This is a genomic window from Bacillus cereus group sp. MYBK15-3 (assembly GCF_051916765.1).
GTDB classification, from domain to species: Bacteria; Bacillota; Bacilli; order Bacillales; family Bacillaceae_G; genus Bacillus_A; species Bacillus_A cereus.
In genome coordinates this window covers 435,421-462,101 of the sequence record NZ_JBQAHG010000004.1, presented here as the reverse complement: position 1 = coordinate 462,101, position 26,681 = coordinate 435,421, and the positions used below count along the sequence as shown (strand labels likewise).

Sequence of the window (26,681 nt, the reverse complement as noted above, 5' to 3'; positions counted from 1 at the left end):
AAGCTAGTAAGATCCCTGAAAGATGATCAGGTTGATAGGTTCGAGGTGGAAGCATGGTGACATGTGGAGCTGACGAATACTAATAGATCGAGGACTTAACCATATAATATGAAGCAATGTTATCTAGTTTTGAAAGAATATAAAAAACTTGTTGACTTTAAAAGTTAAATAAGTTACAATGATTCTTGTCTTAAATGAATACAGTCTGGTAATGATGGCAGAGAGGTCACACCCGTTCCCATACCGAACACGGAAGTTAAGCTCTCTAGCGCCGATGGTAGTTGGGACCTTGTCCCTGTGAGAGTAGGACGTTGCCAGGCAAAATGGAGGATTAGCTCAGCTGGGAGAGCACCTGCCTTACAAGCAGGGGGTCGGCGGTTCGATCCCGTCATCCTCCACCATATATGTCGGAGGGGTAGCGAAGTGGCTAAACGCGGCGGACTGTAAATCCGCTCCTTCGGGTTCGGCAGTTCGAATCTGCCCCCCTCCACCATTCTTAATTAATGGGCTATAGCCAAGCGGTAAGGCAACGGACTTTGACTCCGTCATGCGCTGGTTCGAATCCAGCTAGCCCAGCCATTAAGAGCCATTAGCTCAGTTGGTAGAGCATCTGACTTTTAATCAGAGGGTCGAAGGTTCGAGTCCTTCATGGCTCACCATTTTAATGAAATATGCGGGTGTGGCGGAATTGGCAGACGCACTAGACTTAGGATCTAGCGCCTTTGGCGTGGGGGTTCGACTCCCTTCACCCGCACTTTTAATAAAATAACTCATACATGTCTTGCGGAAGTAGTTCAGTGGTAGAATACAACCTTGCCAAGGTTGGGGTCGCGGGTTCGAATCCCGTCTTCCGCTCCAATTTTCAATATGACATGCCGGGGTGGCGGAACAGGCAGACGCACAGGACTTAAAATCCTGCGGTGGGTGACCACCGTGCGGGTTCGACCCCCGCCCTCGGCACCATATGCGCCCGTAGCTCAATTGGATAGAGCGTTTGACTACGGATCAAGAGGTTAGGGGTTCGACTCCTCTCGGGCGCGCTTTTATTAACGGGAAGTGGCTCAGCTTGGTAGAGCACCTGGTTTGGGACCAGGGGGTCGCAGGTTCAAATCCTGTCTTCCCGATATTCCCAAAAAACATGGGGCCTTAGCTCAGCTGGGAGAGCGCCTGCCTTGCACGCAGGAGGTCAGCGGTTCGATCCCGCTAGGCTCCACTTTATTTAATATATGTCTCGGAGGTATACCCAAGTTCGGCTGAAGGGATCGGTCTTGAAAACCGACAGGCGGTGAGAATCGCGCGGGGGTTCGAATCCCTCTACCTCCTCCATTTTTTTTTAATGGTTTAGACATATAATAATAAAATATTTATTTTTCCTTCATGGAGGTATACCCAAGTTCGGCTGAAGGGATCGGTCTTGAAAACCGACAGGCGGCGAGAGTCGCGCGGGGGTTCGAATCCCTCTACCTCCTCCATTTTTAAAACTTTATATTGTCGCGGGGTGGAGCAGCACGGTAGCTCGTCGGGCTCATAACCCGAAGGTCGCAGGTTCAAATCCTGTCCCCGCAACCAAATGGTCCCGTGGTGTAGTGGTTAACATGCCTGCCTGTCACGCAGGAGATCGCCGGTTCGACCCCGGTCGGGACCGCCATTTATGTTGGCTCGGTAGCTCAGTCGGTAGAGCAGAGGACTGAAAATCCTCGTGTCGGCGGTTCGATTCCGTCCCGAGCCACCATTTTTTTTATGCCGGCTTAGCTCAATTGGTAGAGCAACTGACTTGTAATCAGTAGGTTGGGGGTTCAAGTCCTCTAGCCGGCATCATTTAGGGGCATAGTTTAAAGGTAGAACTGAGGTCTCCAAAACCTCCAGTGTGGGTTCGATTCCTACTGCCCCTGTAAAGTATATGGGCCTATAGCTCAGCTGGTTAGAGCGCACGCCTGATAAGCGTGAGGTCGATGGTTCGAGTCCATTTAGGCCCACCATATATTATTCCGCAGTAGCTCAGTGGTAGAGCTATCGGCTGTTAACCGATCGGTCGTAGGTTCGAGTCCTACCTGCGGAGCCATGGCCCGTTGGTCAAGTGGTTAAGACACCGCCCTTTCACGGCGGTAACACGGGTTCGAATCCCGTACGGGTCATACAAAAAAGAGTCAGCATTATGCTGGCTCTTTTTTATTTTGTTAATCCTTTTTATTACGTTACTTTCCAGAAATAAATAAAGGAATTTTGGAAAAGCTATGGTATGTATAAAAAGGAGGAAATAAATAATGACACGAGTTAGAGACTTAATGAGTACCCATATTGTACATTGTACACCGCTAGACAATGTATATGAGGCAGCTGTTAAAATGAAGGAAGAATCAGTTGGATTAATTCCTGTTGTTGAAAATGAGCAAGTTGTTGGGCTTGTTACTGATCGTGATTTAGTCGTTCGAGGGATTGCTGAAAAACATCCTGGATCTAATAAAATTACAAATGTAATGACAACAAATATTATCTCAGTTTCTCCAAATGATTCTATTGAAAAAGCTACAGAGCTAATGGCACAGCATCAAATTAGACGATTACCAGTAGTTGATAGTGGTCAACTTATTGGCATGTTAGCACTAGGAGATTTAGCTATAAGGGAATCAGCAGATGATCAAGCTGGATTTGCCTTGAGCGAAATCTCAGAGCATACAGAGTAAATTGAAACTTTTATTAACCGAGAGTCTAATGGTCACTCATAAAGAGCTAAATTATATATAAAGTTCAGATACATTATTCTAGTATATATGGATTAAACTAATATGTTAGCGTGATGTATCTGAGACATTATATAATAAGGATACGGTTAATAATTTCGACAGTTTTTTTTAATTTGTTATTCTTCATTTTTAATAAGAGAAAAGATGATATACTGATAGATATAAGTATTATGAGGGATTTTGAATATAACAATATTAATTTTTAGTGGTGCGATAATAAATTAATATTTCCTACATAGATGAAAAGGGAAGGGGAATTATATGAAGGCTGTACAGGGCGATCCAAATTGGAATTTGGTTACAGATACATATATAGAACCAAATAATTTCGCTGAATTATTTTCTTTGCTTGTACCTTGTCACCCAAAAGGTCAGGGGAAAGAACGAACTATATTAGTATGGAAAGAAAAAGAATTTTATAAAGAAGAAAATTTAGCGGCATTTATCGTATATGGCATGAATAAAGCAAAGAAATTACCGCAGTTTCATAAAGATGAAATTCCAACTTTAGTGCGTATCCTTCGCTTATGCCAAGAGATTGGTTGGTATGAAGAGGCAAATGATTTTATGATAGCGCAAGGATTAGCTGAGTTTGTTCATACTTCATTGGAATATGAAACATGGGATCTTTTGACGCAATCAGTTGCTTTAAATTATTTAATTATTAAATATCGTATAGGTGAATTGACAGATAGGGATATTGAAATTTGGGATAGAGTTAAATTTAATGAGAAGTGTATAACCGATTGTAAACATTTATTATCTCATAAAGAAGTATTGGAATTTACATTCTTTTATATGTGCAAGAGAGCGAAATCATTATCAAAAGAGCAATTAAATAGTGATATGATGAGTTTAGCAATGTATTGTAATACTTTTGTATATGATTTGTATACACATGATTTATTACGGAAATATCGTAAGTGTACAGATTTCCTATCATATTATGGACCTAGTCAGGCAGTTTTAGCATGTCAAAGAGCTGTATTATCTCAAATTTCCGATCGCTTAGACCCATTAAAGACAACGCATGTAGATGATTATTTATATGTGATGAAAGAAATGATGGAGCATATGACGATAGGAGTAATGGATCGATACGGTCATTTTATTGGAAAGCTACTATCTTATGTGCCATTTTTCGAAATGATACAAGTTCCACAGCATGCATATTATTGTGAAGAATTACTGTATATTTGTAAGGGAATTGAATATAAAGAAGAAACACTACGCAATTATATATTTATACAATTACATGATTGTTTACCATCATTCTTTAGGCTATTTCTTAAAAATAAGCGTTACGCAACGATTCATGATATTCTTTTCTATTGGTGCGATGACGAACAACGAATGAGCTTAGAGAAAAAATATAATCTGAGCTTTATTTATGAAAAATATGCTTGTGGATAAACAATATTTTCGATATGAAAAATTAATATAAATTAAAAAGGATCTCCAGTTTATGTGAGATCCTTTTTTGTTAGTAAAACAAGGAGAAAGTGATTAAGACAAGAAACAACATTCCATATAGGAGAAGTTGTTCAGTATAACTTCCTTGTATACCAAAAAAATTATTGGCTTTCTTATACAAATTCAATATGTATTTTATTGGAGTATCTTTGAAAGATTGGTACACAGTGTCTCCTCTTTCTAAGCTTCTTGTTCTTGTTTTTGTTTATAAGGGACATTAATATATCTAGCTACAAATAATAAAACAGCCATAAAGAATACTGGAAATACAGTAGATAAATAAAAGCCATTACTAATTATATTTGTTATGAGAGCACTCAAAAGAAATATAGCATTATAAATATGGGCAATTTTTTGTTTTAGTTGCACTTGAAATGATTCCATCATAATTTCTAATGCAACAAAAGCAATAATAATAGATAAAAATACAATGTTTGTATTGTAAATGATTAAACAGCAGATTAAACCTAAAAAGGCTACGTATTCAATTATAAGAGGTATATTGCGTGGCATACAATTTACCTAACTAAATATGGCAGTGGATTTACTGCATTTGTTTTTTCAAAATTCCATTCTCCATTATGTAATTCAAAATGAAGATGTTGCCCGTATGAATGACCTGTGTTTCCCATATGACCTATTAATTGTCCAGTTTGTACTTGATCACCAGCTTGTACAGTGCGATCCTTCATATGAGCATAAACAGTTGTATATAATTTCCCATTGATTTGATGCGCAATGAAAACAACATTGCCATAGCTAGCTGAATAATAAGATTTCACAACTTTACCTGCAGCAGCAGCTTGGATAGAGACGTTTCCTGGAGCGGCAATATCTATACCATAATGCATTTGTTCCCAGCGTATATCAAAGGTTGAGCTAATTCTTCCTTGAGCAGGGAATTTGAAAGCAGCTGGAATTGATGAAGGTTGATCTGTTTTAGCTTGTGGTTGATTTTGTACTACATAGTGTTTTGCTACATATCCGTATCCTGTGCCAAAACGAATTTTATACCAAGTTCCTACAGTTTCTACTACTTGTACTTGTGTACCGTTTTGTAATGAACCGAGTAGAGCGCTACTTGTACTAGCGTTGCTACGTACATTTAGATTAGGTGTTGCAACAGTATATTTTGTATTATTTTGAACGGTGATTCCTTTTACTAAGGGTTGTGAACCATTAGAGATGAATGCTTTTTGTACGTAACCTGTTTGGCCATTATGCGATATTTTATACCATTCGCCTTGATCTTCTTGAACGGTAATAAACTTGCCATTTGGTAATACATCTAAAATGGAAGATTCTAAATTAGGTTCAGAGCGAACGTTTAATGCATTAGCATTAACGATGTATTGATCATTAGAATGAAGTTTGTTTTTTAGTAAAATAGTATCTTTTTGTACATAACCTACTTTATTATGAACAGATACTTTATACCACTCATTAGTTGTTTCAAGGATGTTCACTTTTGTATTAAAGCGAATTGTATCAATTGATGTGCTTTTTACGTTATCTTCTGTATGTAATGCTACTTGATCGACTTTGACATACCCAGTTTTAATATTAGATAATTGTTCAGCGTTTGCTTTTTGTACATTTGTTTCACCCATAGAAGGAAGTAAAGAAGCAATCGCTACAGTAGTTGCTGTTAAAGCAGTAGCTTTCATATTCATGGAATAGAGACCTCCTCTAGTTGTATAGTTGTAATTTTATTATAGTATAAAGATATAATATAGTGGGTGTATTCACATAAATGTAATATGAAATCAATATAAAAATAAATTTTTTGAGGATAATGATTCCTTCTTATGCAATTAATTGGGGTTTTATTTTCTAAAATAGAATGTATGTATTGTATAACTTTGATATTATGTTGATAATTAAGAAAATTAAAAAAGTTGATGATGTCTTATTAGGGTGTTATACTGACAGTGATAATTTTATAGTTTGCTAGGAGAGCTGGTGTTGCCAGCTGAGAGTAGGCCGTAAGCCTTTGATCCTTTTTATTACCTGATCTAGATTATGCTAGCGTAGGGAAGCAATTCGGACACTAACAATGAGTCCCCGTTTCTTTGCGTATAGAAACGGGGCTTTTTTATTTAAAAATTTCATATTGAAACCACTAGGGGTGCTTGATTTGCTGAGAGAGGAATAATCCTTAACCCTTACAACACCTGATCTAGGTAATACTAGCGAAGGGAAGTGGAACATCGAATAAATGTATAACTTTATTTGCTGTAACCACTTCTTATATATAGAAGTGGTTTTTTATTTAGATACATATATTGAAAGGGGATAGAGAAATGAAATTTTGCGATAGATTATTAGAAACTGTGCAACCGGTTTGGGAGATGAGTCATAATCATCCGTTTGTAGTAGGTATGGGAGATGGCACGTTAGAAAAAAATAAATTCCAGTATTATATTATTCAAGATTATTTATATCTGCTAGATTATGCAAAGTTATATGCGATTGGTGTTGTAAAAGCAACGAATCCACAAGTAATGGGAAAGTTCGCTGAACAAATTGATGGAATATTAAATGGCGAAATGACAATCCATAAACAATATGCAAAAAGACTTGGAATTTCTATAGAGGAGATAGAGTCTGCGAAACCATCTGCTAAAAATTTAGCTTATACAAATTACATGATGTCTGTATCTCAAAATGGCACACTTGCGGAATTAATAGCAGCGCTTCTTCCATGTATGTGGAGCTATTGGGAAATTGGAAAGCGTTTAAATGATATTCCTGGAGCAAGAGATCATGAGTTTTTTGGTGAGTGGATTCAAGGATATAGTTCGGAAGAATACGGTAATCTGTGTATTTGGTTAATAGATTTATTAAATGAAATGGCAGTGGGAAAGTCTGAGACAGAACTAGAAAGATTAGAGGAGATTTTCTTATATTCCAGTCGATTTGAATATTTATTCTGGGATATGTCCTATCGTAAGGAGATGTGGGGATTTGAGGAGCAAGAACATACTACAGTTTCATAATGTTTCTTTTCTTTACGATGAGAAACCAATCATCCATGAATTAAATGCTTCTATACATGAGAAAGAGTTTGTCAGTATTATCGGACCGAGTGGATGTGGGAAAAGTACTTTATTTCGCCTTATTACAGGTCTAGAAAAGGTAAGTACTGGACAGATAGAACTGACAGAAACAAAGCACCATCCTGTAGGATATATGCCGCAAAAAGATATGCTTTTGCCGTGGAGAACAATTATTGAGAATGCTGCCCTGCCGCTAGAGTGCCAAGGTGTACAGAAGAAAGAAGCACAAGTAAAGGCAAAGGAACTGTTACATAAATTTGGTTTGCAAGGGTATGAGAAAAAATATCCGAAAGATTTATCTGGTGGTATGAGACAACGTGTATCTTTTATTCGAACTTTATTAACAGGCGGGGAAATATTGCTGTTAGATGAACCATTTAGTGCGTTGGATGCTTTAACGAAGACCTCTTTGCAAGAATGGTTGTTTGAACAATGGCAAGAGTGGGAAAAAACAATTTTATTCATTACTCATGATGTTGACGAAGCGTTATTTCTTTCAAACCGAGTTTTAGTAGTGGAACAGCAGCCGATAACGACTTTGACTGAGCGGACTGTACCGCTTGATTATAACAGAACACGAAAAGATTTATATAAACCGGAAGTATTAGCGCTGAAAGATGAGCTTCTTAGTATGTTACAAAGGCAGGTACTTGTGTGATGAACCGATTGAAAGAATTAGTTCCTGCTATTACACTTTCTAGTATTTTACTAGCTGTGTGGGAAATAGGAGCAAGAATTGTAGATGAGATGTACATTTTACCGTCACCTTCTGCGATTGTAATGAAGATATGGAAACTAAAAGACATATTATTTACAGTTCATTTACCTGCAACGTTATACGTCGTTTTAATAGGTGTTGTTATCTCTATCGTATTAGGTGTAGGGCTAGCGATGTTAATGAATGCGAGTACATGGATGGAGAGAGCATTTTATCCATTATTAGTTGCTTCACAAACGATTCCGATTACTGCGCTTGCTCCGCTATTTGTTTTATGGTTTGGATACACAATTTGGAGTAAGGTTGTTGTCACAGTTTTAATTACGTTTTTCCCAATTGCGGTCAATACGTATGATGGACTGCGTAGTACGAAAAAAGAATGGGAGGAGCTCTTAGTTACATATGGAGCAACAAAAAGAGATATTTTTCTTAAATTAAAGTTGCCGTCTGCTCTTCCTTATTTTTTCTCAGCTTTAAAAATTGCAGTTCCGCTTAGTGTTATCGGAGCAGCAATTGGAGAATGGCTCGGTGCACAAGCTGGGCTTGGATATTTCAGTAAGAGAATGATGACGCAGTTAGATGGAGCTGGCGTATTTGCACCTATTGTATTGTTATCATTATTAGCTATTTTCTTCGTCGTAATTATTTCCATATTAGAAAAGAAATTCATTAGTTGGAGGAAGTATTCATGAAATTTTTAAAGCGCATCTTTGTGTTTACATTATTAATTGCAATAATTGCAGGATGTTCGAGTAATTCAGCATCAGACAAAAGTAAAAAAGAGAAAGAAATAACAGTCATGTTAGATTGGTATCCAAATGCGGTACATAGCTTTATCTATGCAGCAATTGAAAAAGGATACTTTAAAGAAGAAGGTGTAAAGGTAAATATTAAATTCCCTTCTAATCCGACTGATCCATTAACGCTGGCAGCAGCAGGGAAGGTAACAGTTGGCTTGTATTATCAGCCAGATGTTGTTATGGCGAGAGCGAATGAGCAAATTCCAGTGAAATCAATTGGAGCTGTCGTACGTTCACCATTAAATCATGTTGTATCACTGAAATCAGCGGGCATTCAATCACCGAAAGATTTAGAAGGAAAAACAGTAGGATACTCTGGAACACCTTTAAGTGAGATGTATTTAAAAACGATGGTAAAAGAAGCTGGTGGTAATCCTGATACAGTGAAAGTAGTTGATGTTGGATTTGATTTAGTACCAGCATTAATTACGAAGAAAGTAGATGCGGTAACAGGGGCATACATTAACCATGAAGTACCTGTTATGCGTCATGAAGGCCATGAACCAGCGTACTTTAATCCAGCTGATTACGGAGTACCAAACTACCATGAGCTTGTGTTTGTAACAGGTGATAAAACGTTGAAAAAAGATAAAGAAGCGTTGCAAGCTTTCTTACGTGGTACGAAAAAGGGCTATGATTTCATGAAGAAAAACCCAGATGAAGCATTGAATATTTTATTAAATCATCAAGAAAAAGAAAACTTCCCACTTGTGCCAGAAGTTGAAAAGGAAAGTATGAAAATTTTATTAGAGAAGATGGAAACGAAAGATGAGCCATTTTTATCAGATTCAAAAGAATCTTGGGAGAAACAAAATAAGTGGCTGAAGGACAAAGGAATGACGAAAGAAACCGTCCCAGCCGATGAACTATTCGAAAATATTTTAAAGTAGGCGAATGAATATGAAAAATGAGCTCCACGTAATCTCAAATGGCCATATGCCATTCGAAGAGTTAGTGAATGTAGCGATGCAAATTGAGAGTGAGATTGATTATTTGCATATTCGTGAGCGTGAGAAGAGTACGAAGGAATTATATGAAGGTGTGGAAAGTCTATTAATGGAGGGCTTTCCGGCTTCTAAAATTGTCATAAACGATCGAATTGATATTGCAATTTTATTAAATATACCTCGTGTTCAACTAGGATATCGAAGTACAGATGTAAAGTCAGTGAAAGAAAAGTTTTCGTATTTGCATGTCGGTTATTCTGTGCATTCGCTAGATGAAGCAATAGTAGCTTTTAAAAATGGAGCGGATTCACTCGTTTATGGCCATGTATTTCCGACAGATTGTAAAAAAGGTGTGCCAGCGAGAGGGCTTGAAGAAATTTCAGACATTGCAAGGTGTTTATCTATACCGATTACAGCAATTGGAGGAATTACCCCAGAAAACACAGTGGATGTTCTTACTAACGGTGTAAGTGGTATAGCAGTTATGTCTGGGATTATAAGTAGTAGTAACCCGTATAGCAAAGCGAAATCTTATAAGGAATCAATAAGAAAGTGGGCGGAAAAACATGTGTAAGAAGTATGATGTAGCGATAATTGGCGGTGGTGTAATTGGTAGTTCAGTTGCACATTTTCTAGCAGAAAGAGGACATAAAGTAGCGATTGTAGAGAAGCAACAGATTGCATCTGAAGCCTCGAAAGCAGCCGCTGGTTTACTTGGGGTGCAGGCAGAATGGGATGAATATGACCCGCTATTTGACCTTGCTAGAGAAAGCCGTGCTATATTTCCACAACTTGCAGCAGTTTTACGTGAAAAGACGGGTATTGATATTGGATATGAAGAAAAAGGAATTTATCGTATTGCTCAAAATGCAGATGAGAAGGAAAGAATTCTTCACATTATGGATTGGCAGCAGAAAACAGGTGAAGATTCTTATTTTCTAACGGGAGACCATGTGCGGGAAAAAGAGCCATATCTATCCGAATCTATTATAGGAGCAGTATATTATCCGAAAGACGGTCATGTTATTGCACCAGAGCTTACGAAAGCATTCGCACATTCTGCGGCAATTTCCGGTGCTGATATATATGAACAGGCAGAAGTATTTGATATCCGTATTGAAAATAATAAAGTGACTGGAGTTATTACAAGTGAAGGTATTGTCACATGTGAGAAAGTCGTTATTGCAGGTGGTTCATGGAGCACGAAGTTACTAGGTTATTTTCACCGTGATTGGGGTACATATCCAGTTAAGGGAGAAGTGGTTGCGGTAAGAAGTAGAAAACAACTTTTAAAAGCACCTATTTTTCAAGAAAGATTTTACATTACTCCAAAGCGCGGTGGACGTTACGTAATTGGGGCAACAATGAAGCCACATACGTTCAATAAAACTGTGCAGCCAGAAAGTATAACTTCTATATTAGAGCGTGCTTATACAATATTGCCAGCTTTAAAAGAAGCAGAATGGGAAAGCACGTGGGCAGGATTACGACCACAATCGAATCATGAAGCTCCTTATATGGGAGAGCATGAAGAAATAAAAGGTTTATATGCTTGCACGGGCCATTATCGAAACGGTATTTTATTAAGTCCTATTTCTGGTCAATATATGGCCGATTTAATAGAAGGAAAGCAAGAGAATCATTTGCTAGATTCATTGCTTTCTAGAAGCGTTTAGAAAGGGGATGGAAGTTTGAATTTAAAAATTAATGGTAACCAAATTGAAGTGCCAGCGAGTGTAAAAACAGTAGCTGAGCTACTTACACATTTAGAGTTAGATAACAGAATTGTTGTAGTAGAGCGTAATAAAGATATTTTACAAAAAGATGATCATACAGATACATCTGTTTTTGATGGAGACCAAATTGAGATTGTAACTTTCGTAGGAGGCGGTTGATTATGTTAAACATTGGACCATTTTCATTTCATTCTAGACTTTTATTAGGAACAGGTAAATTCCCTGATTTTGACGTACAGCAAAAGGCAATTGACGTTTCTGAAGCTGAAATTTTAACGTTTGCAGTACGTCGTATGGATATCTTTGATGCAAAGCAACCTAATTTATTAGAGAAACTTGATGTGAAAAAATATACGTTATTACCAAATACAGCAGGAGCAAAAAACGCTGAAGAGGCTGTTCGTATTGCAAAATTAGCAAAAGCCTCTGGGCTTTGTGACATGATAAAGGTAGAAGTTATTGGTGATGATAGAACGTTATTACCTGATCCGGTAGAAACGTTAAAGGCATCTGAAATGTTACTGGAAGAAGGATTTATCGTACTTCCGTATACATCTAATGATGTTGTATTAGCACGTAAATTACAAGAGCTTGGCGTGCATGCGATTATGCCAGGAGCATCTCCAATCGGATCAGGACTTGGTATTGTAAATCCATTAAATTTGAGCTTCATTATTGAACAAGCAACAGTACCAGTTATCGTTGATGCCGGTATTGGTAGCCCAGCTGATGCAGCATTTGCAATGGAATTAGGAGCAGATGGCGTGTTATTAAATACAGCTGTATCAGGAGCAAAAGATCCTATTAAAATGGCACAAGCAATGAAATTAAGTATTGAAGCAGGTCGTTTAGGATTTGAAGCAGGTCGTATTGCACGCAAGCGTTGTGCAACGGCAAGTAGTCCTTTAGAAGGAATGAGCGTAGTTGAATAATCGATATTCTCGCCAAGAACTATTTTCTCCAATTGGAGAAGAAGGACAGCAAAAGATAAGAGAAAAGCATGTGCTTATTATCGGTGCAGGTGCATTAGGTAGTGCAAATGCAGAGATGTTTGTAAGAGCAGGTGTTGGCAAGATAACAATTGTTGACCGTGATTATGTAGATTGGAGTAATTTACAAAGACAACAATTGTATGCAGAGAGCGACGTAAAGAATAATCTTCCAAAAGCTATAGCGGCTAAAAAACGTTTAGAAGAGATTAATAGTGATGTAACAATAGAAGCTCTCGTTCAAGATGTAACAGCTGAAGAGCTAGAAGAACTTGTTACAAATGTTGATGTAATTATTGATGCGACTGATAATTTTGAAACACGCTTTATTGTGAATGATATAGCACAAAAATATTCTATTCCATGGATTTACGGTGCATGTGTAGGTAGTTACGGTCTTTCTTACACAATCCTTCCTAGTAAAACACCATGTTTATCATGTTTATTACAGTCGATTCCGCTTGGCGGGGCAACATGTGATACAGCGGGTATTATATCACCTGCTGTATCTCTTGTCGTTTCTCATCAAGTAACAGAAGCTCTTAAACTGTTAGTAGAAGATTACGAATCACTTCGAGATGGGCTTGTATCGTTTGATATGTGGAAGAATGAGTATTCATGTATGAATGTGCAAAAGCTTCGCCAGCATAATTGTCCTTCATGCGGAGAGAATGCATTATATCCGTATTTAAATAAAGAGAACACATCAAAAACAGCAGTTTTATGCGGGCGAAATACAGTTCAAATTAGACCACCTCATAAAGAGGAAATGAATTTTGAACAATATAAAGAGTTGTTGGAAGGTCGTGTGAATGATTTAAATATAAATCCATATTTACTATCATTTTCTATTGAAGACAAGAGGTTAGTCGCCTTTAAAGATGGCCGTGTGCTCGTACATGGAACGAAAGATATAAGCGAAGCAAAAACGATTTATCATCGCTATTTTGGATAGAAAAGGATGAGTGGGATGAAAGTGAATAAAGCTTTAACAATTGCAGGGTCTGATAGCGGCGGCGGTGCTGGAATTCAGGCAGATTTAAAAACATTCCAAGAGCTTGGTGTATACGGAATGACGGCTATTACGGCAATTACTGCTCAAAACACGCTTGGCGTTCAAGGGGTATATCCTGTTCCGTTAGAAGGTATTACAGAACAGTTGAATTCAATTGGTACGGATTTAACACCAGATGCAGTGAAACTAGGAATGTTATTTAGTAGTGAAATAATTCAAATTGTTGCAGAACAAATTAAAAAGTTTGGCTGGAATAATATTGTGCTAGATCCCGTTATGATTGCAAAAGGCGGTGCATCATTATTACAGCAAGAAGCAGTTCAAGCATTAAAAGAATATTTATTACCAGTAGCAACTGTTATAACACCGAATGTCCCAGAAGCAGAAGTGTTAACTGGGATGGAGATTCATAATGTTGAAGATAGTAAGGAAGCTGCAAAAGTATTGCACGAATTAGGTGCTAAATATGTGCTTATGAAGGGCGGACATGCAGAATATCAAGGTAATGAAGTAATTGATTTCCTCTTTGATGGAGAAGAATTTATTGAGTTTAGAAGCGAGCGAATTCCTTCAAAGCAAACGCATGGAAGTGGGTGTACATTTGCTTCAGCGGTTACAGCAGGACTTGCGAAAGGATACTCAATTCAAGATGCTGTTCAAGAAGCAAAACGATTTATTAGTATAGCAATTGAAGAGCCATTGAATATTGGTAGTGGCCATGGACCGACGAATCATTTTGCATATAAAGTGAATAGAACGCGTGCATAGGTAAGTGAAAAGCCAGTTTTATAACTGGCTTTTTTTCTGTTTACTTTTTCAAAATACAGGAGTAATATATCAGCCAGAATACATTTTTTTGTAAACGCTGAGTCCAATTATATGGAGCGGAGGAACCAATTTGTGCGTAGGCACTAGGGGTGAATCTTTCAAGTTTGAAAGTAGGGCTACTCTCAAAGTCCGAATCCGACAGCTAACTTCGTAAGCGTCTTGAGAGAGGACGGTGCCATGATGGATACATCACTTCATCGATCTGATTAGTATAGGGGAATATCAATCTATGTTTGATTTCTTTTATACTAAGGAGGATGAGGTACATGGAACTAACACTTATTTGTGTTGGAGAAGAAAGTAAGGTAGATAGTTTAAGAGATCTAGTATCATTTCAACATGAGTTAATTATTTTTACAGCAAATGAAGAGATAGCGGCTGAAGTTAGGAATTGTGGGTTTGATTGGACTTATAGCTGCAGTAAGGAGCAGGACTTTACTAGTATTTGTGAGTGTATTAAGAAGGTGATTTTACTAGGGGATGAGCTTCCAATCGTTAGTTTTTTCACAGAACACATTCGCTTTTCTTTTCAAGCACCTATTACTGTTGTTACAAGGAATAAACGATATCCAGCGAGGCTCTATGAAACAATTGGAGCTAAGTTTGTCGTGTTTACAAATTGTGATAATATTTCTTTTTTATTTTTTGAATAGGGCGGGGGAAGAAATGATGAAGGTATTATTACTTGGAGATATAGCAAATCGTTGGGCAGTATCGGTAGAGCGAGTTCAAGAATTGGTTCAGATCGATCCCCTTTTTCCAGGGCCGTATATTATATTACCATCAAAAGATGCTTTGTATTTAGAGGTGGATATTACCGAGTATGAGCAGCTACATGCAGAATTGACACAAGTTTATATTCGCGGGAGAAATTTACGTGCATTTTTACGAGGAGAATAAAGGTTGAATAAAAAGAGCGAATGCTGAGTGCAACAAGCTATGCACTTCATCTCATTCGCTCTTTTTATTTCATATTTAAAAGGTCATTTTTAAGAAAAGAGAAGAGAAATAAAGAAAATAGATGAAATAATAGTAATAATCTTCAATGTAAGCGTTTAAATGAATGTAAATATTATTATTTTCAGTAATTTACCCCTTTACAAGTGAAATATAGAGGAGTATATTTACTCTCATAAATCATTCATAAAATTTCCAAAAAAACCTAAAATCGCTGAGTTCCAGAAATGGAGCGGGGGAACCAATTTTGTGCATCGTCACTTGGGGTGAATCTTTCAGTTTTGAAAGTAGGGCTACTCTTTAGGCCCGAATCCGACAGCTAACCTCGTAAGCGTTTAGAGAGGAGGTTTACTTTTTGTTGTTCATTTTTTGAACACTGAGTAGAGCTCAGTGTTCTTTTTTAATATTCAGATGGTAAATTTTAACAAAAACAAAGCGAGGGATAGCTATGTTAGATGTTGTAATGGTCGGGATTTTTATTTTATTAGTTGCATCAATGGCAAGTCTTGCAAGTTGGTCAGATAAAGTTGTGAAAGAAGGAAAGCAATCATGATGATTGTCTTATCAGTTATTGTCGCAGCAATTACAGTGTATTTAGTGTATGCATTATTAAATCCAGAGAAGTTTTAATTAGGGGGGAATCATTCATTATGATTTGGGTTGCAGTCATTATTACAATGCTCTTGTTTATTTTAGTAGCAAAGCCAATGGGGATTTATTTAGAAAAAGCTTTTCAAGGTAGCAAAATGCTAGATAAAGTATTCGGGCCTTTTGAAAAACTTATTTTTAAAATTACGGGTGTAAAAGAATACAATCAAACGTGGAAACAGTACGCATTATCATTAGTTTTACTCAACGGATTTATGATTGTTATTGTATATTTCATTTTCAGATTACAAGGTGTGTTGCCGCTAAATCCAGCGCATATTGAAGGGATGGAGCCTACGCTCGCTTTTAATACAGCGATTAGTTTTATGGCTGATACAAATTTACAGCATTATAGCGGTGAAAATGGTTTATCCTATTTATCACAATTAATCGGGATTACATTTTTAATGTTTGCGGCACCAGCAACGACATTAGCGCTCGTTATGGCTTTTATAAGAGGACTTGCTGGAAAAGAACTTGGTAACTTTTTCGTTGATTTTACGAGAGCGTTAACGAGAGTGTTTCTTCCTATGGCATTTATTGCGGCACTAGTTTTTGTCGCACTTGGCGTACCGCAAACGTTAGATGGAGCGGTTACAGCACAAACGATTGATGGGGCAAAACAAAGTATATTACGTGGACCTGTTGCATCATTTGTTTCCATTAAGGAACTTGGAAATAACGGCGGTGGATTTTTCGGAGCAAACTCTACGCATCCTTTTGAAAATCCAGGGCAAATGAGTAATATTTTGCAAATGATGCTTATGATGTTATTACCAACAGCACTTCCATTTACGTACGGACGAATGGTAGGAAATAAAAAACAAGGTCGCATCCTTTTCGTGTCACTATTTATGGTATTTTTACTAGGGTTTATAACGATTACGACATCTGAACTAAACGGGAACCCGGCATTAAATGGAATGAGTATCGAACATGTACAAGGAAGTACAGAAGGGAAAGAAGTACGATTTGGAACAGTATTTTCTTCACTATACGCAACAGTAACGACAGCTGCTGAAACTGGGGCTGTTAATACGATGCATGATACGTTAACACCAATTGGCGGTCTAGTTCCACTTGTAAATATGATGTTAAATACAGTGTATGGCGGCGTTGGAGCAGGCTTTGTAAACATTATTATGTATGCAATTATCGCGGTGTTTATATCTGGGTTAATGGTTGGACGGACACCAGAGTTTTTAGGTAAAAAGATTGAAGGTAAGGAAATGAAATTAATCGCGGTCACGATTTTATTTCATCCATTGCTCATTTTAGGATTTTCGGCATTAGCTCTTTCAACAAATTTAGGGACGGATGCTATCTCTCATTCCGGTTTTCATGGTTTAACGCAAGTTGTATATGAATATACATCGTCAGCTGCGAATAACGGATCTGGATTTGAAGGATTAGGAGATAATACACCGTTTTGGAATATTACGACTGGTTTAGTTATGTTTTTAGGACGCTACTTCAGTTTAATTACGATGCTAGCAGTGGCAGCTTCGCTGAAAGAAAAAACGGTAGTGCCAGAAACAGTCGGAACGTTCCGTACAGATAATAGTTTATTTGGTGGCATCTTCATCGGAACAATTGTAATTGTCGGTGCATTAACATTCTTCCCGATGTTAGTACTCGGTCCAATTGCAGAATTTCTTACATTGAAGTAATGGAGGGTAAATGATGAGACCGGTAGTAGTAAAAGAAAAACAATTAAATGAGTCACAAATACATGCTGTAGAAGATGAAGTTAGACAAGCGAAAACGATGGATCGTGATATCGTAACACATGCGATGAAGCAATCCGTTGCGAAATTGAATCCGAAAGTCATGATAAAGAATCCGATTATGTTCGTTGTGGAAATTGGATTTATCATTACGTTCATTTTATCTTTTCTTCCAAGTAGTTCTAGTAGTATACCAGGTTGGTTTAATATAACAGTTTCTCTCATTCTATTATTTACAGTTTTATTTGCGAATTTTGCAGAAGCATTAGCAGAAGGTCGTGGTAAAGCGCAAGCCGATTCTTTAAAGCAGTCGAAGAAAGATGTGTTTGCAAATGTAGTAAAAGAAAATGGAGACATTGTCCAAGTTTCAGCAACTGATCTTAGAAAAGGTGACGTTGTTATCGTAAAACAAGGAGAAATGATTCCGAATGATGGCGAAGTAATCAAAGGATTAGCATCTGTAGATGAATCTGCAATTACAGGGGAATCAGCTCCTGTTATAAAAGAAGCAGGCGGTGATTTTTGTTCCGTAACAGGTGGAACGATGGTCGTAAGTGATGAAATTACAATTGTCATTACGAGTAATCCTGGTGAATCATTTATCGACAAAATGATTTCTTTAGTAGAAGGAGCTGCTCGTCAAAAAACGCCGAATGAGATTGCTTTAAATACAGTATTAACGAGCTTAACTCTTATTTTCTTGATCGTCGTTGTGACGTTGCCGATTTTTACAAATTATTTAGGGTTTCAAATTGATACTGCTGTGCTAGTTGCATTATTAGTTTGTTTAATTCCAACGACAATTGGTGGGCTATTATCGGCAATTGGTATTGCTGGGATGGACCGTGTGACAAAGTTTAACGTGTTAGCGATGTCGGGGAAAGCAGTAGAAGCTGCTGGCGATATTAATACAATTATTTTAGATAAAACAGGTACAATTACTTTTGGGAACCGGATGGCTCATACATTATTGCCTGTAGGAAATGAAACGATTGAGCAAGTTGGAAAGTGGGCCGCTATTAGTTCTGTTTTAGATGAAACACCAGAAGGTCGATCTGTTATCGAGTATGTGCAGGGAAAATCTATATCATATAATAGAGAACTTGCAGAACAAGGTGATTTTGTTCCGTTTAAAGCAGAAACGAGAATGAGTGGTGTTGATTTACAAGACGGAACGAAAGTGAGAAAAGGTGCTGTAGGTGCCGTTATTGAATGGGTTGAGTCACAAGGCGGAATAATTCCGAAAGATGTAAATCAAAAAGCAGACTTAATTTCAAAAGAGGGCGGAACACCACTTGTAGTTGCAGTAGATAATCGTATTTACGGTTTAATTTATTTAAAGGATACAGTAAAACCGGGTATGCGTGAGCGTTTTGAACAGTTACGCCAAATGGGGATTAAAACGGTTATGTGTACAGGTGATAATCCGTTAACGGCAGCAACGATTGCAAAAGAAGCTGGAGTAGATGAATTCGTTGCTGAGTGTAAACCGGAAGATAAAATTGCTGTTATTAAAGCAGAGCAAGATAAAGGGAAACTTGTAGCGATGACAGGTGATGGTACAAATGATGCTCCGGCATTAGCGCAGGCCGACGTTGGATTAGCGATGAACAGTGGTACGACAGCAGCGAAAGAAGCGGCCAACATGATTGATCTAGACTCGAATCCAACGAAAATTATTGAGGTTGTAGGAATTGGTAAGCAATTGTTAATGACGCGAGGTGCGTTAACGACGTTTAGTATTGCGAATGATATAGCGAAATATTTTGCAATCATTCCAGCAATGTTTACACTTGCGATTCCGCAAATGGAAGCATTGAACATTATGAAATTAACATCACCATTGTCAGCGATTTTATCAGCATTAATATTTAACGCTGTTATTATTCCATTACTCATTCCGTTAGCGATGAAAGGTATTGCATATAAACCGATGAGTTCTAATGCATTGCTTAGCCGAAACTTACTTATTTATGGGCTTGGTGGAGTTATCGTTCCGTTCATTGGAATTAAGGTAATTGATATGATTGTCGGCTTGTTTATATAAGGAAGAGGGGAAAAAGATGGAGAAGAAACAAAGTATACTATCACCAATTATCCGTATTACTTTTACATTTCTAGTATTGTGTGGACTTGTATACCCACTTATTGTTACTGGTATTGCACAAGCAGTGATGAAGGATAATGCGGATGGAAGTCTAATATATAATGATAAAAATGAAGTGATTGGTTCTAAATTAATTGGTCAAAACTTCACGGATTCACGTTATTTTCAAGGGCGTGTTTCTAGTATTGAATATAAGGCTGAAGCATCTGGTTCAAATAACTATGCACCATCTAATCCAGATTTAGCAAAGCGAGTAGAGAAAAGTATTGCGGACTGGAAGGAAAAAAATCCAGCTGTTCCAGTTACAGAAGTACCGATAGATTTAGTGACAAATTCAGGTTCAGGGCTTGATCCTGATATTAGTCCAAAGGCGGCCTCGGTGCAGGTGAATCGCATCTCAAAATTAACGAATATTCCGAAAGAAAAACTTAATCAATTGATTAAAGATCAAACAGAAGGTGCTGCGCTTGGTTTATTTGGAGAGACCCGCGTAAACGTCTTAAAGCTAAATTTGGCATTACAGAAATTAATGAAATAGTAACAGTGCTACCTCAATCTAATGGATTGAGGTAGCGTTGTTTCGAATGAAAGGTAGTGTTTATTTTGTATGCAGATGATTATGAACCGAAGTTTCAAAGGCGAACGCCAGAGGAATATTTAGAATATATTCGTCAGCAAAATCGCGGAAAGTTAAAGCTATATGTCGGAGCAGCTCCAGGCGTAGGAAAAAGTTATAAAATGCTCTTTGATGCAAGAGAAATGAAAAAAGATGGAATTGATATTGTAATTGGTTTAATTGAAACGCATGGAAGAAAAGAGACGGAAGAAGCAATTGCTTATTTAGAAAAAGTTCCTTTAAAAGAAATACAGTATAAAGGAAAGGTATTTTATGAGCTTGATGTGGAAGGAATAAAAAAACGCGCGCCGCAAGTAGTCATAGTGGATGAACTTGCTCATAGTAATGTTCCTGGTTCTAAATATAAGAAACGTTATATGGATGTGCAGGAATTGTTAGAGGCTGGTATATCGGTATTATCAGCTTTTAATATTCAACATTTAGAAAGTGTTCATGATATTGTAGCTCAAATTACGAATGTAAAAGTAAGAGAACGAATTCCAGATTTTATTTTACAAAAAGCAAATGAAATTCAGCTCGTTGATGCAACGCCTGAGGTATTAAGGAAGAGACTAATAGACGGAAAGATATATAAAGAAGAAAAAATTCAGCAAAGCTTACAAAACTTCTTTACACTTAATAATTTAGGAGCACTTAGGGAATTATCACTTCGAGAAGTTGCTGATGATATGGACGAGAAAATTAGCCAAACAGTAATAGAACCAATTGGCGTAAAAGAAAAAATTCTCGTTTGTGTACAATACAGTTCAACAGCGGAGAAATTAATAAGACGGGGATGGCGCATGGCTGATCGGTTAAATGCTGAATTGTACGTATTAAACGTTGAGAGGGAAAATATAGATTCTATTTCAGCTGGAAAAAAGCAGACGATTGAAGAGTGGAAATCGTTAACCAATCAATTTGATGCGAGTTTTGTATTAGAAGAGGCGAAAGGGAGAAAACCAGCGGATGTTATTATTGAAGTCGCAAGAAGATTACAAGTGACGCAAATTTTACTTGGACAATCTGCAAGAACAAGGTGGGAAGAAATACGAAAAGGCTCTATTGTAAATGAAATTATGAGACAAACAAAGTATATTGATATTCATATTGTTGCGGATCAAAGAGGGTAAAATAGAGCCGACATTTTGGGGGCTCTATTTTAATTTTTGTACAGCATGAAAACTTAGCATTTTCATTGCATATAAGATTACAAGTAAAAACATAATTGCGCCTAGGAAGAAAATCCAAAAGTAATTTTGGTTAAATAAAAGAAATCCACCTATAAGTGGCCCTGTACCCATACCAAGATAGCGGATGAAGTTGTATATACCGATAGCTGTTGCACGTTCTTGTACGAATTCTTCTGTTAATAAAGTAGTGTGAGTTGGCATAGAAAGTCCCATACTAAAACCGTACAAAGATGTAACGATAATGATGAAGGGGATATTGATGCTATATGTGAAAGAGAATAAAACGACACATATAATATTGAAGAAACTCGTAATAAATAAAGCTTGCTTTGTTGTGAGGCGTTTTTGCAAAAACTTGTAGCAAAAACTTCCTAGCATGATAGAAAGAGACATTGGTACAAACATAAGACCAATTTTATTTACAGTTAAATGAAATGAATTTGTTAAAATACTCGGTAAAAAAACGAGAAAGCAAAAGTAAATACAAAATTGAATGAAGCCAATAAGAGTAATAGAAAATCCAGTTTTATTTTTTAAGATAAGAGAGTAATTCTTTTGTGCTTTAGACTGCTTAATTACACTTGGCTTTGTTTCTGGAAGTAGTGAAATGTTTATCATTAATAAGATAATGCCAAGTGTAGATAAAAAGAGAAATACAGATAAGTGACCATTTATACTGCCAAGATAACCACCTATGAGAGGAGCCATTGCAGGTGCGAGGGCAAGTAACATTTGGTATAGGCTCATCGCTTCTCCGCGTTCTTTTCCTTCAAATAAATCGCCGATAATCGTTGCTGAAACTACAGGTATAGCCGCTATTCCTATAGCTTGAACAGCTCTAAAAAAGAGAAATAAATAAATGTTTGCCGAAAAAGCACATCCGATTGAAGCAATCGTACTAATAATTAAACTAGGAATAAGGACAGATTTTCTCCCTTTTGTATCAATTAAAGGGCCATATATGAGCTGCATAATCGCAAGAACGAATGTAAAAAGTGAAACTGTTACATTTACAAGATAAAGAGAAGTATGAAAAGAATTTTGAATCATCGGTAAGATAGGTGTGTAAATATTTTGAGCGAAGGAACCGAATAAGGCACTAATACAGATAACATATAAAATGAAATTTAGTTTAGATTTTTTCATCTTGTTAACCCCCTTGTAATTTAGTTTCCTAGGAAACTAAATTTATTTTAACATGATTTTCTCACTTGTAAAGATGAAAAAATAATTTTAAAATGGTATATAGTTAAATTGTTTCTTCGGAAACTTAGGAGGCGAACGGATTGAAGCATGCAACGAAGCAAATGGAAATACTGTCGGACATTCGTACACTTTTGCATAAAAAAGAAGAACATTTAAAACGACAAAACGAGAAGTTTCTTCGTGAGACAGGTGTAAGTAGTATGTCTTTATCTGAGTTACATGTAATCGAATGTATCGGAAAAAATGGTTTGATGAATGTAACGGCAATTACGACAGAAATGGGCATGACGAAGGGAGCAATCTCTAAAATTTGTACAAAGTTGTTTCAAAAGCAATTCGTTGAGAAGATGCAAATGTTAGATAATCAAAAAGAAATCTTCTTCCGCTTAACGGAAAGTGGGAATGAAATATATAAAGCTCATGAAAAATTGCATAAGCAAGCTGAAGAAAAGTGGTTGTTACTTTTAGATGGATATACGAAAGAAGAGCAAGACTTTATTCAAAGGTTTATAAAGGATGTCTCCAATCATTTGGAAATATAATTGGAAGAAAAAACTCCTTCTTCTCAAGTCTTTTAAATATAATTTCTGAAAGAACTCATATATAATAGAAAAAGATACTTAACATGGTGAATAATTAAAGAGTCAATATATATAGAGGAGAGAGTAACATGCTTGAAAATACGGGGTTAGTATTAGAAGGCGGCGGTATGCGTGGTGTGTACACGGGCGGGATATTAGAATACTTTATGGAACAAGATTTATATTTTCCATATGTAATCGGTGTATCAGCTGGTGCTTGTCATGCAGCGTCGTATCTTTCCAGACAAAGAAATAGAAATAAAACGGTCAATATTGATTATGCATCACATCCGAAATATTTATCGTATAAAAACTTATGGAGAAAACGTCAGCTATTTGATATGGATTTCATTTTTCATGAAATTCCAGAAAAGTATGTGCCGTTTGATTTTGAAACATACTTTAATAGCCCGGAACGTTTCCTTGTAGGAACGACGGATTGTGAAACAGGGCAATCTGTTTATTTTGAAAAAGAAGGAACGAATGATGATGCGCTAAATTTATTACAAGCGTCTAGTTCATTGCCTTTCATTGCACCGGTAGTAAATTACCGCGGTAAACAACTGTTAGATGGCGGGATTTCTGATCCAATTCCAGTTCGTAAAGCGCAAGAGGATGGATTTAAAAAATCAGTCGTTATTTTAACGAGAAATCATGGCTACGCGAAGAAAAAATCAAGGTTTGGATGGGTTGCAGCGAAAGCTTATAAAAAATATCCGAACCTTGTTAACACGATGCTGAATCGTTATGAAGTGTATAATGAAACACTTCACTATATTGAAAAAGAAGAACAAGCTGGCAATTTATTTGTTATTCGCCCAGAAGTGCCGCTTCAAGTAGATCGTATGGAAAAAGATACAGCAAAACTACAAAATTTATACGAGCAAGGCTATGAAGATGCAAAGAGACAGTTTGCAGATTTAAAGGCGTTCTTGCAAAAATAAGTATTAGGCTGCGGAGAAGAGTTTCTCCGCAGCTTTTTTATATTGCTACTTATACGTTACTTTTTAAAAATGTATGAATGTTTAAGTGTTTAAAGAGTTTGTAAAACACCGGGGTTTCTTGTTGAGGAGAATTTATTTGAAGGATATTATGATGATGTAGCGCTACTAAACTATTAAATTTATGAGGTGATTGTTAATGAAAGGAAAAGTTTTTTCAATTACGACTTTAGTATTATTAGCAACATCAACCTCAACAAGTGCATTCTATCCAACTCTAAGCGGTAACCTACTATATTAGATGATTATACAGTTGTTGACAATGTAATGCTTCCGCTTATATATAGAAGAATTTCTCATAAGAAACGTATGCAAATATCAAAAAAAATGCTGAAAATGGTAGGGCTTGAGAGGCATATTAACAAATATCCTTACGAGTTATCAGGAGGAGAACAGCAAAGAACAGCAATAGCAAGGGCTTTAGCACAAGATACAAAAATTATACTTGCTGATGAACCGACTGGTGCTCTTGATCAAGAAAATGGGGAGAAAATTATGAGTATTTTACAAGAGATTAATAAAGAAGGAAAAACAGTGCTAGTTGTTACACATGATCAAAAGGTAGCTGCATATTGTCAGAGGACGATACGGTTACTTGATGGTTGCATGGTATAATATGGATAATGTTATGTGAAGAGGTGATACATATGGAAAATGTCTATAAAGGACTTAGGCATATTGGGTTTATTATGATGTTTATTTTTGGTAGCGTATTTTTACTTCGCTGGTTTATTCATGATGAAATGTTAATAGATCAACTTATTGGTTTTAGTGTGGGCATAGTAATGGTTATTTCATCAGTTTTCATTCAAAAGTATAGTAAAGAATTAAAGGTAGAAGAGAAGTATTAAAAGGTTATAACCTTCTTCATATTTTGAATGATTGTTGTAAAAGAAAAGTAGAGCATCGGATTTCGATGCTCTACTTTTTTAATGTGGTAAGAATATCAATTGATAAGCAAACAAAATTCCAAATACATATACAAGTGGGTGAACAGCACGGAATTTACCTTTTGCCACTTTCATAAGTGGATATGAAATAAATCCAAGTGCGATACCTGTTGCGATACTTGATGTAAGAGGCATGCTTAAGATTACTAAAAATGCTGGGAATGCTTCATCAAATGCGTCCCAATCGATGTGGCGAACTGAACCCATCATAAGACTACCAACGATAATTAATGATGGAGCAGTAATAGCTGATACACCAGAGACAGCACTTACTAATGGTCCGAAGAATGCTGCTAGTGCGAATAGAACAGCTACTGTAACAGTTGTTAAACCAGTACGACCACCAGCTGCAACACCAGCAGATGATTCAATGTAAGCTGTTGATGGTGTCGTTCCGAACATAGAACCAATAGTTGCTGAGAATGAGTCAGATAGAAGAGCTCGTCCAGCTTTTGGGAGTTTTCCGTCTTTCATAAATCCACCTTGTTGAGCTACCCCAAGTAATGTACCTGTTGTATCAAATAATGTAACAAGGAAGAATGAAAATACAACGCCGTATAATCCATAGTTAATTACGTCAGATACAGCAGTAATTGGATTTGAAACGATAATTCCTTCTGGTAATCCAGGCATTGATGTAACACCGTTTGAGAATGTTAATTGTCCTGTGAGGAAAGCGATAATACCAGTTAATAGCATACCGATAAATAGTGCGCCATTTACATTTAAAGACATAAGGATAATAGTAATTCCAAGTCCAGCTAATGCTAGTAGAACTGGAGCAGAGTGAAGATCACCAAGTCCAACTAAGTTTGCATCATTTTTTGTAACGATACCAGTTAATCGTAAACCGATAAAGGCGATAAATAACCCGATACCAGCAGTAATTGCATGTTTTAAGTTTTCAGGAATTGCTTCCATTAATTTTGTACGGAAAGATGTAAATGATAGCAAAATTAAAATCATACCTGCTACGAATACAGCAGAGAATGCAATTGCGAAAGTCATGCCTTCATGCGCTTTTACAACAGAGTAAGAGAAGTAAGCATTTAATCCCATACCTGGCGCGATTGCGATTGGTAAGTTTGTAAAGATTGCCATAAATAATGTTCCGACAACAGCAGCAATAATTGTTGCTGTAAATGCTTGTTCAAATGGAACACCTGCATCTCCAAGGATAACAGGGTTTACGACAATGATATATGCCATTGTTAAGAAGGTAATAATACCTGCCATAATTTCAGTTTTAATAGAAGTTTTATGTTTTGAAAGGTTAAACATATAAACATCCTTTCTGTTTACGAATAATTTTCACAACAGTTATATATAATATTCGTTTTTTATCTATTTTGCAATAGTTTTGCATAAAAAGTTTATAACAATTCA

27 protein-coding genes, 20 tRNA genes, 2 rRNA genes, 1 pseudogene and 4 riboswitches are annotated in these 26,681 nt (G+C 36.8%); of the genes and pseudogenes, 46 read left to right on the top strand and 4 right to left on the bottom strand.

Going from position 1 to position 26,681, the window contains the following annotated elements; genetic code table 11:
- The 24 genes from ACTFR8_RS19970 to ACTFR8_RS19855 form a co-directional block, all read left to right on the top strand.
- Positions 1 to 103, top strand: a 23S ribosomal RNA gene (locus ACTFR8_RS19970); the annotation flags it as partial.
- Positions 104 to 204: 101 nt separating this feature from the next.
- Positions 205 to 320, top strand: a 5S ribosomal RNA gene (gene rrf, locus ACTFR8_RS19965).
- Between the two features lie 5 nt (positions 321 to 325).
- A tRNA-Val gene (locus ACTFR8_RS19960) sits at positions 326 to 401 on the top strand.
- A gap of 8 nt (positions 402 to 409) precedes the next feature.
- A tRNA-Tyr gene (locus ACTFR8_RS19955) sits at positions 410 to 493 on the top strand.
- An 11-nt stretch (positions 494 to 504) separates the two neighbouring features.
- Positions 505 to 579, top strand: a tRNA-Gln gene (locus tag ACTFR8_RS19950).
- 4 nt (positions 580 to 583) lie between these two features.
- Positions 584 to 659: transfer RNA gene (locus tag ACTFR8_RS19945), tRNA-Lys, on the top strand.
- Between the two features lie 14 nt (positions 660 to 673).
- Positions 674 to 754, top strand: a tRNA-Leu gene (locus tag ACTFR8_RS19940).
- 29 nt (positions 755 to 783) lie between these two features.
- Positions 784 to 858, top strand: a tRNA-Gly gene (locus ACTFR8_RS19935).
- A gap of 16 nt (positions 859 to 874) precedes the next feature.
- A tRNA-Leu gene (locus ACTFR8_RS19930) sits at positions 875 to 963 on the top strand.
- 3 nt (positions 964 to 966) lie between these two features.
- Positions 967 to 1,040: transfer RNA gene (locus ACTFR8_RS19925), tRNA-Arg, on the top strand.
- Positions 1,041 to 1,050: 10 nt separating this feature from the next.
- A tRNA-Pro gene (locus ACTFR8_RS19920) sits at positions 1,051 to 1,124 on the top strand.
- A gap of 16 nt (positions 1,125 to 1,140) precedes the next feature.
- A tRNA-Ala gene (locus tag ACTFR8_RS19915) sits at positions 1,141 to 1,213 on the top strand.
- A 20-nt stretch (positions 1,214 to 1,233) separates the two neighbouring features.
- A tRNA-Ser gene (locus ACTFR8_RS19910) sits at positions 1,234 to 1,326 on the top strand.
- 53 nt (positions 1,327 to 1,379) lie between these two features.
- A tRNA-Ser gene (locus tag ACTFR8_RS19905) sits at positions 1,380 to 1,472 on the top strand.
- A 20-nt stretch (positions 1,473 to 1,492) separates the two neighbouring features.
- Positions 1,493 to 1,569: transfer RNA gene (locus ACTFR8_RS19900), tRNA-Met, on the top strand.
- A gap of 3 nt (positions 1,570 to 1,572) precedes the next feature.
- A tRNA-Asp gene (locus tag ACTFR8_RS19895) sits at positions 1,573 to 1,648 on the top strand.
- 8 nt (positions 1,649 to 1,656) lie between these two features.
- A tRNA-Phe gene (locus ACTFR8_RS19890) sits at positions 1,657 to 1,732 on the top strand.
- 10 nt (positions 1,733 to 1,742) lie between these two features.
- Positions 1,743 to 1,815 (top strand) — tRNA-Thr (locus tag ACTFR8_RS19885).
- A gap of 6 nt (positions 1,816 to 1,821) precedes the next feature.
- A tRNA-Trp gene (locus ACTFR8_RS19880) sits at positions 1,822 to 1,892 on the top strand.
- A 10-nt stretch (positions 1,893 to 1,902) separates the two neighbouring features.
- Positions 1,903 to 1,979: transfer RNA gene (locus tag ACTFR8_RS19875), tRNA-Ile, on the top strand.
- A gap of 8 nt (positions 1,980 to 1,987) precedes the next feature.
- A tRNA-Asn gene (locus tag ACTFR8_RS19870) sits at positions 1,988 to 2,062 on the top strand.
- A 1-nt stretch (position 2,063) separates the two neighbouring features.
- Positions 2,064 to 2,135: transfer RNA gene (locus tag ACTFR8_RS19865), tRNA-Glu, on the top strand.
- A gap of 129 nt (positions 2,136 to 2,264) precedes the next feature.
- Positions 2,265 to 2,684, top strand: a complete 420-nt coding sequence (locus ACTFR8_RS19860) for a CBS domain-containing protein (RefSeq protein WP_000199010.1) — start codon at positions 2,265 to 2,267, stop codon at positions 2,682 to 2,684.
- A 321-nt stretch (positions 2,685 to 3,005) separates the two neighbouring features.
- Entirely contained in the window at positions 3,006 to 4,157 is a 1,152-nt protein-coding gene (locus ACTFR8_RS19855) for a DUF3965 domain-containing protein (protein WP_000648920.1), read from the top strand.
- Positions 4,158 to 4,397: 240 nt separating this feature from the next.
- On the opposite strand, the gene ACTFR8_RS19850 is transcribed toward ACTFR8_RS19855, so the two are convergent.
- Positions 4,398 to 4,730, bottom strand: a complete 333-nt coding sequence (locus ACTFR8_RS19850; protein WP_001137821.1) for a hypothetical protein — start codon at positions 4,728 to 4,730, stop codon at positions 4,398 to 4,400.
- Positions 4,731 to 4,735: 5 nt separating this feature from the next.
- A complete protein-coding gene (locus ACTFR8_RS19845; RefSeq protein WP_001056034.1) occupies positions 4,736 to 5,890 on the bottom strand; it encodes an SH3 domain-containing protein in 1,155 nt (384 codons plus the stop codon).
- 269 nt (positions 5,891 to 6,159) lie between these two features.
- Positions 6,160 to 6,271: riboswitch (TPP riboswitch) on the top strand.
- Between the two features lie 60 nt (positions 6,272 to 6,331).
- Positions 6,332 to 6,435: riboswitch (TPP riboswitch) on the top strand.
- 85 nt (positions 6,436 to 6,520) lie between these two features.
- Between ACTFR8_RS19845 and tenA the strand changes: the two genes are divergently transcribed.
- The 18 genes from tenA (at position 6,521) to kdpDN (ending at position 21,497) form a co-directional block, all read left to right on the top strand.
- Complete coding sequence (gene tenA / locus ACTFR8_RS19840) at positions 6,521 to 7,216, top strand: thiaminase II (protein ID WP_000666841.1); 696 nt, start codon at positions 6,521 to 6,523, stop codon at positions 7,214 to 7,216.
- Entirely contained in the window at positions 7,185 to 7,934 is a 750-nt protein-coding gene (locus ACTFR8_RS19835; RefSeq protein WP_252209804.1) for an ABC transporter ATP-binding protein, read from the top strand. The genes tenA and ACTFR8_RS19835 overlap by 32 nt, the downstream gene beginning before the upstream one ends.
- A complete protein-coding gene (locus ACTFR8_RS19830) occupies positions 7,934 to 8,686 on the top strand; it encodes an ABC transporter permease (protein WP_001080856.1) in 753 nt (250 codons plus the stop codon). Before ACTFR8_RS19835 ends, ACTFR8_RS19830 begins: the two co-directional genes overlap by 1 nt.
- Positions 8,683 to 9,684, top strand: coding sequence for an ABC transporter substrate-binding protein (locus ACTFR8_RS19825; RefSeq protein WP_000670416.1), 1,002 nt, complete (start codon positions 8,683 to 8,685; stop codon positions 9,682 to 9,684). Before ACTFR8_RS19830 ends, ACTFR8_RS19825 begins: the two co-directional genes overlap by 4 nt.
- Before the next feature lie 10 nt (positions 9,685 to 9,694).
- Positions 9,695 to 10,315, top strand: a complete 621-nt coding sequence (gene tenI, locus ACTFR8_RS19820) for a thiazole tautomerase TenI (protein WP_000787169.1) — start codon at positions 9,695 to 9,697, stop codon at positions 10,313 to 10,315.
- A complete protein-coding gene (gene thiO, locus ACTFR8_RS19815; protein WP_000335182.1) occupies positions 10,308 to 11,417 on the top strand; it encodes a glycine oxidase ThiO in 1,110 nt (369 codons plus the stop codon). The genes tenI and thiO overlap by 8 nt, the downstream gene beginning before the upstream one ends.
- Positions 11,418 to 11,432: 15 nt before the next feature.
- Entirely contained in the window at positions 11,433 to 11,636 is a 204-nt protein-coding gene (gene thiS, locus ACTFR8_RS19810) for a sulfur carrier protein ThiS (protein WP_001049502.1), read from the top strand.
- Between the two features lie 2 nt (positions 11,637 to 11,638).
- Positions 11,639 to 12,409, top strand: a complete 771-nt coding sequence (gene thiG / locus ACTFR8_RS19805) for a thiazole synthase (RefSeq protein ID WP_252209805.1) — start codon at positions 11,639 to 11,641, stop codon at positions 12,407 to 12,409.
- Complete coding sequence (thiF, locus tag ACTFR8_RS19800) at positions 12,402 to 13,421, top strand: thiazole biosynthesis adenylyltransferase ThiF (RefSeq protein ID WP_001065422.1); 1,020 nt, start codon at positions 12,402 to 12,404, stop codon at positions 13,419 to 13,421. The genes thiG and thiF overlap by 8 nt, the downstream gene beginning before the upstream one ends.
- A gap of 15 nt (positions 13,422 to 13,436) precedes the next feature.
- Entirely contained in the window at positions 13,437 to 14,249 is an 813-nt protein-coding gene (gene thiD, locus ACTFR8_RS19795) for a bifunctional hydroxymethylpyrimidine kinase/phosphomethylpyrimidine kinase (RefSeq protein WP_000867377.1), read from the top strand.
- An 85-nt stretch (positions 14,250 to 14,334) separates the two neighbouring features.
- Positions 14,335 to 14,482, top strand: a riboswitch (cyclic di-AMP (ydaO/yuaA leader).
- A 93-nt stretch (positions 14,483 to 14,575) separates the two neighbouring features.
- Positions 14,576 to 14,962 carry a hypothetical protein gene (locus tag ACTFR8_RS19790; protein WP_000424067.1) on the top strand — a complete coding sequence of 129 codons (387 nt, stop codon included), beginning with the start codon at positions 14,576 to 14,578 and terminating at the stop codon, positions 14,960 to 14,962.
- Between the two features lie 13 nt (positions 14,963 to 14,975).
- Entirely contained in the window at positions 14,976 to 15,209 is a 234-nt protein-coding gene (locus tag ACTFR8_RS19785; RefSeq protein ID WP_001985933.1) for a hypothetical protein, read from the top strand.
- A gap of 259 nt (positions 15,210 to 15,468) precedes the next feature.
- Positions 15,469 to 15,614: riboswitch (cyclic di-AMP (ydaO/yuaA leader) on the top strand.
- A gap of 100 nt (positions 15,615 to 15,714) precedes the next feature.
- Complete coding sequence (locus ACTFR8_RS19780) at positions 15,715 to 15,819, top strand: SipW-dependent-type signal peptide-containing protein (RefSeq protein ID WP_000887894.1); 105 nt, start codon at positions 15,715 to 15,717, stop codon at positions 15,817 to 15,819.
- Positions 15,816 to 15,896, top strand: coding sequence for a K(+)-transporting ATPase subunit F (gene kdpF, locus ACTFR8_RS19775; RefSeq protein ID WP_000973728.1), 81 nt, complete (start codon positions 15,816 to 15,818; stop codon positions 15,894 to 15,896). Before ACTFR8_RS19780 ends, kdpF begins: the two co-directional genes overlap by 4 nt.
- A gap of 20 nt (positions 15,897 to 15,916) precedes the next feature.
- Positions 15,917 to 17,584 (top strand): potassium-transporting ATPase subunit KdpA, encoded by a 1,668-nt coding sequence (gene kdpA, locus ACTFR8_RS19770; RefSeq protein ID WP_050821633.1) that lies wholly within the window; start codon positions 15,917 to 15,919, stop codon positions 17,582 to 17,584.
- A gap of 13 nt (positions 17,585 to 17,597) precedes the next feature.
- On the top strand, positions 17,598 to 19,688 hold the full coding sequence (gene kdpB, locus ACTFR8_RS19765; protein ID WP_050821635.1) for a potassium-transporting ATPase subunit KdpB: 2,091 nt from the start codon (positions 17,598 to 17,600) through the stop codon (positions 19,686 to 19,688).
- 16 nt (positions 19,689 to 19,704) lie between these two features.
- The gene (gene kdpC / locus ACTFR8_RS19760; protein ID WP_252209806.1) at positions 19,705 to 20,286 is read left to right on the top strand and encodes a K(+)-transporting ATPase subunit C; all 582 of its coding nucleotides are present in this window, start codon (positions 19,705 to 19,707) and stop codon (positions 20,284 to 20,286) included.
- 56 nt (positions 20,287 to 20,342) lie between these two features.
- Positions 20,343 to 21,497 (top strand): KdpD-like non-kinase potassium sensor, encoded by a 1,155-nt coding sequence (gene kdpDN / locus ACTFR8_RS19755; protein ID WP_080989179.1) that lies wholly within the window; start codon positions 20,343 to 20,345, stop codon positions 21,495 to 21,497.
- Positions 21,498 to 21,521: 24 nt separating this feature from the next.
- Here kdpDN and ACTFR8_RS19750 read toward each other — a convergent pair whose 3' ends face one another.
- Positions 21,522 to 22,703, bottom strand: a complete 1,182-nt coding sequence (locus ACTFR8_RS19750) for an MFS transporter (protein ID WP_000748711.1) — start codon at positions 22,701 to 22,703, stop codon at positions 21,522 to 21,524.
- Positions 22,704 to 22,843: 140 nt separating this feature from the next.
- Here ACTFR8_RS19750 and ACTFR8_RS19745 point away from each other — a divergent pair, with 140 nt between their 5' ends.
- The 4 genes and pseudogenes from ACTFR8_RS19745 (at position 22,844) to ACTFR8_RS19730 (ending at position 25,196) form a co-directional block, all read left to right on the top strand.
- Positions 22,844 to 23,305: a MarR family transcriptional regulator gene (locus ACTFR8_RS19745; protein WP_000679679.1), complete on the top strand. Its 462-nt coding sequence runs from the start codon at positions 22,844 to 22,846 to the stop codon at positions 23,303 to 23,305.
- A gap of 128 nt (positions 23,306 to 23,433) precedes the next feature.
- Positions 23,434 to 24,288, top strand: a complete 855-nt coding sequence (locus ACTFR8_RS19740; RefSeq protein ID WP_000892691.1) for a patatin-like phospholipase family protein — start codon at positions 23,434 to 23,436, stop codon at positions 24,286 to 24,288.
- Between the two features lie 288 nt (positions 24,289 to 24,576).
- Positions 24,577 to 24,960: pseudogene (locus ACTFR8_RS19735) on the top strand (ABC transporter ATP-binding protein); the annotation flags it as partial.
- A gap of 32 nt (positions 24,961 to 24,992) precedes the next feature.
- Entirely contained in the window at positions 24,993 to 25,196 is a 204-nt protein-coding gene (locus tag ACTFR8_RS19730; protein WP_000432804.1) for a hypothetical protein, read from the top strand.
- Positions 25,197 to 25,274: 78 nt separating this feature from the next.
- On the opposite strand, the gene ACTFR8_RS19725 is transcribed toward ACTFR8_RS19730, so the two are convergent.
- Entirely contained in the window at positions 25,275 to 26,576 is a 1,302-nt protein-coding gene (locus ACTFR8_RS19725) for an NCS2 family permease (protein WP_000482712.1), read from the bottom strand.
- Positions 26,577 to 26,681: the final 105 nt, after the last annotated feature.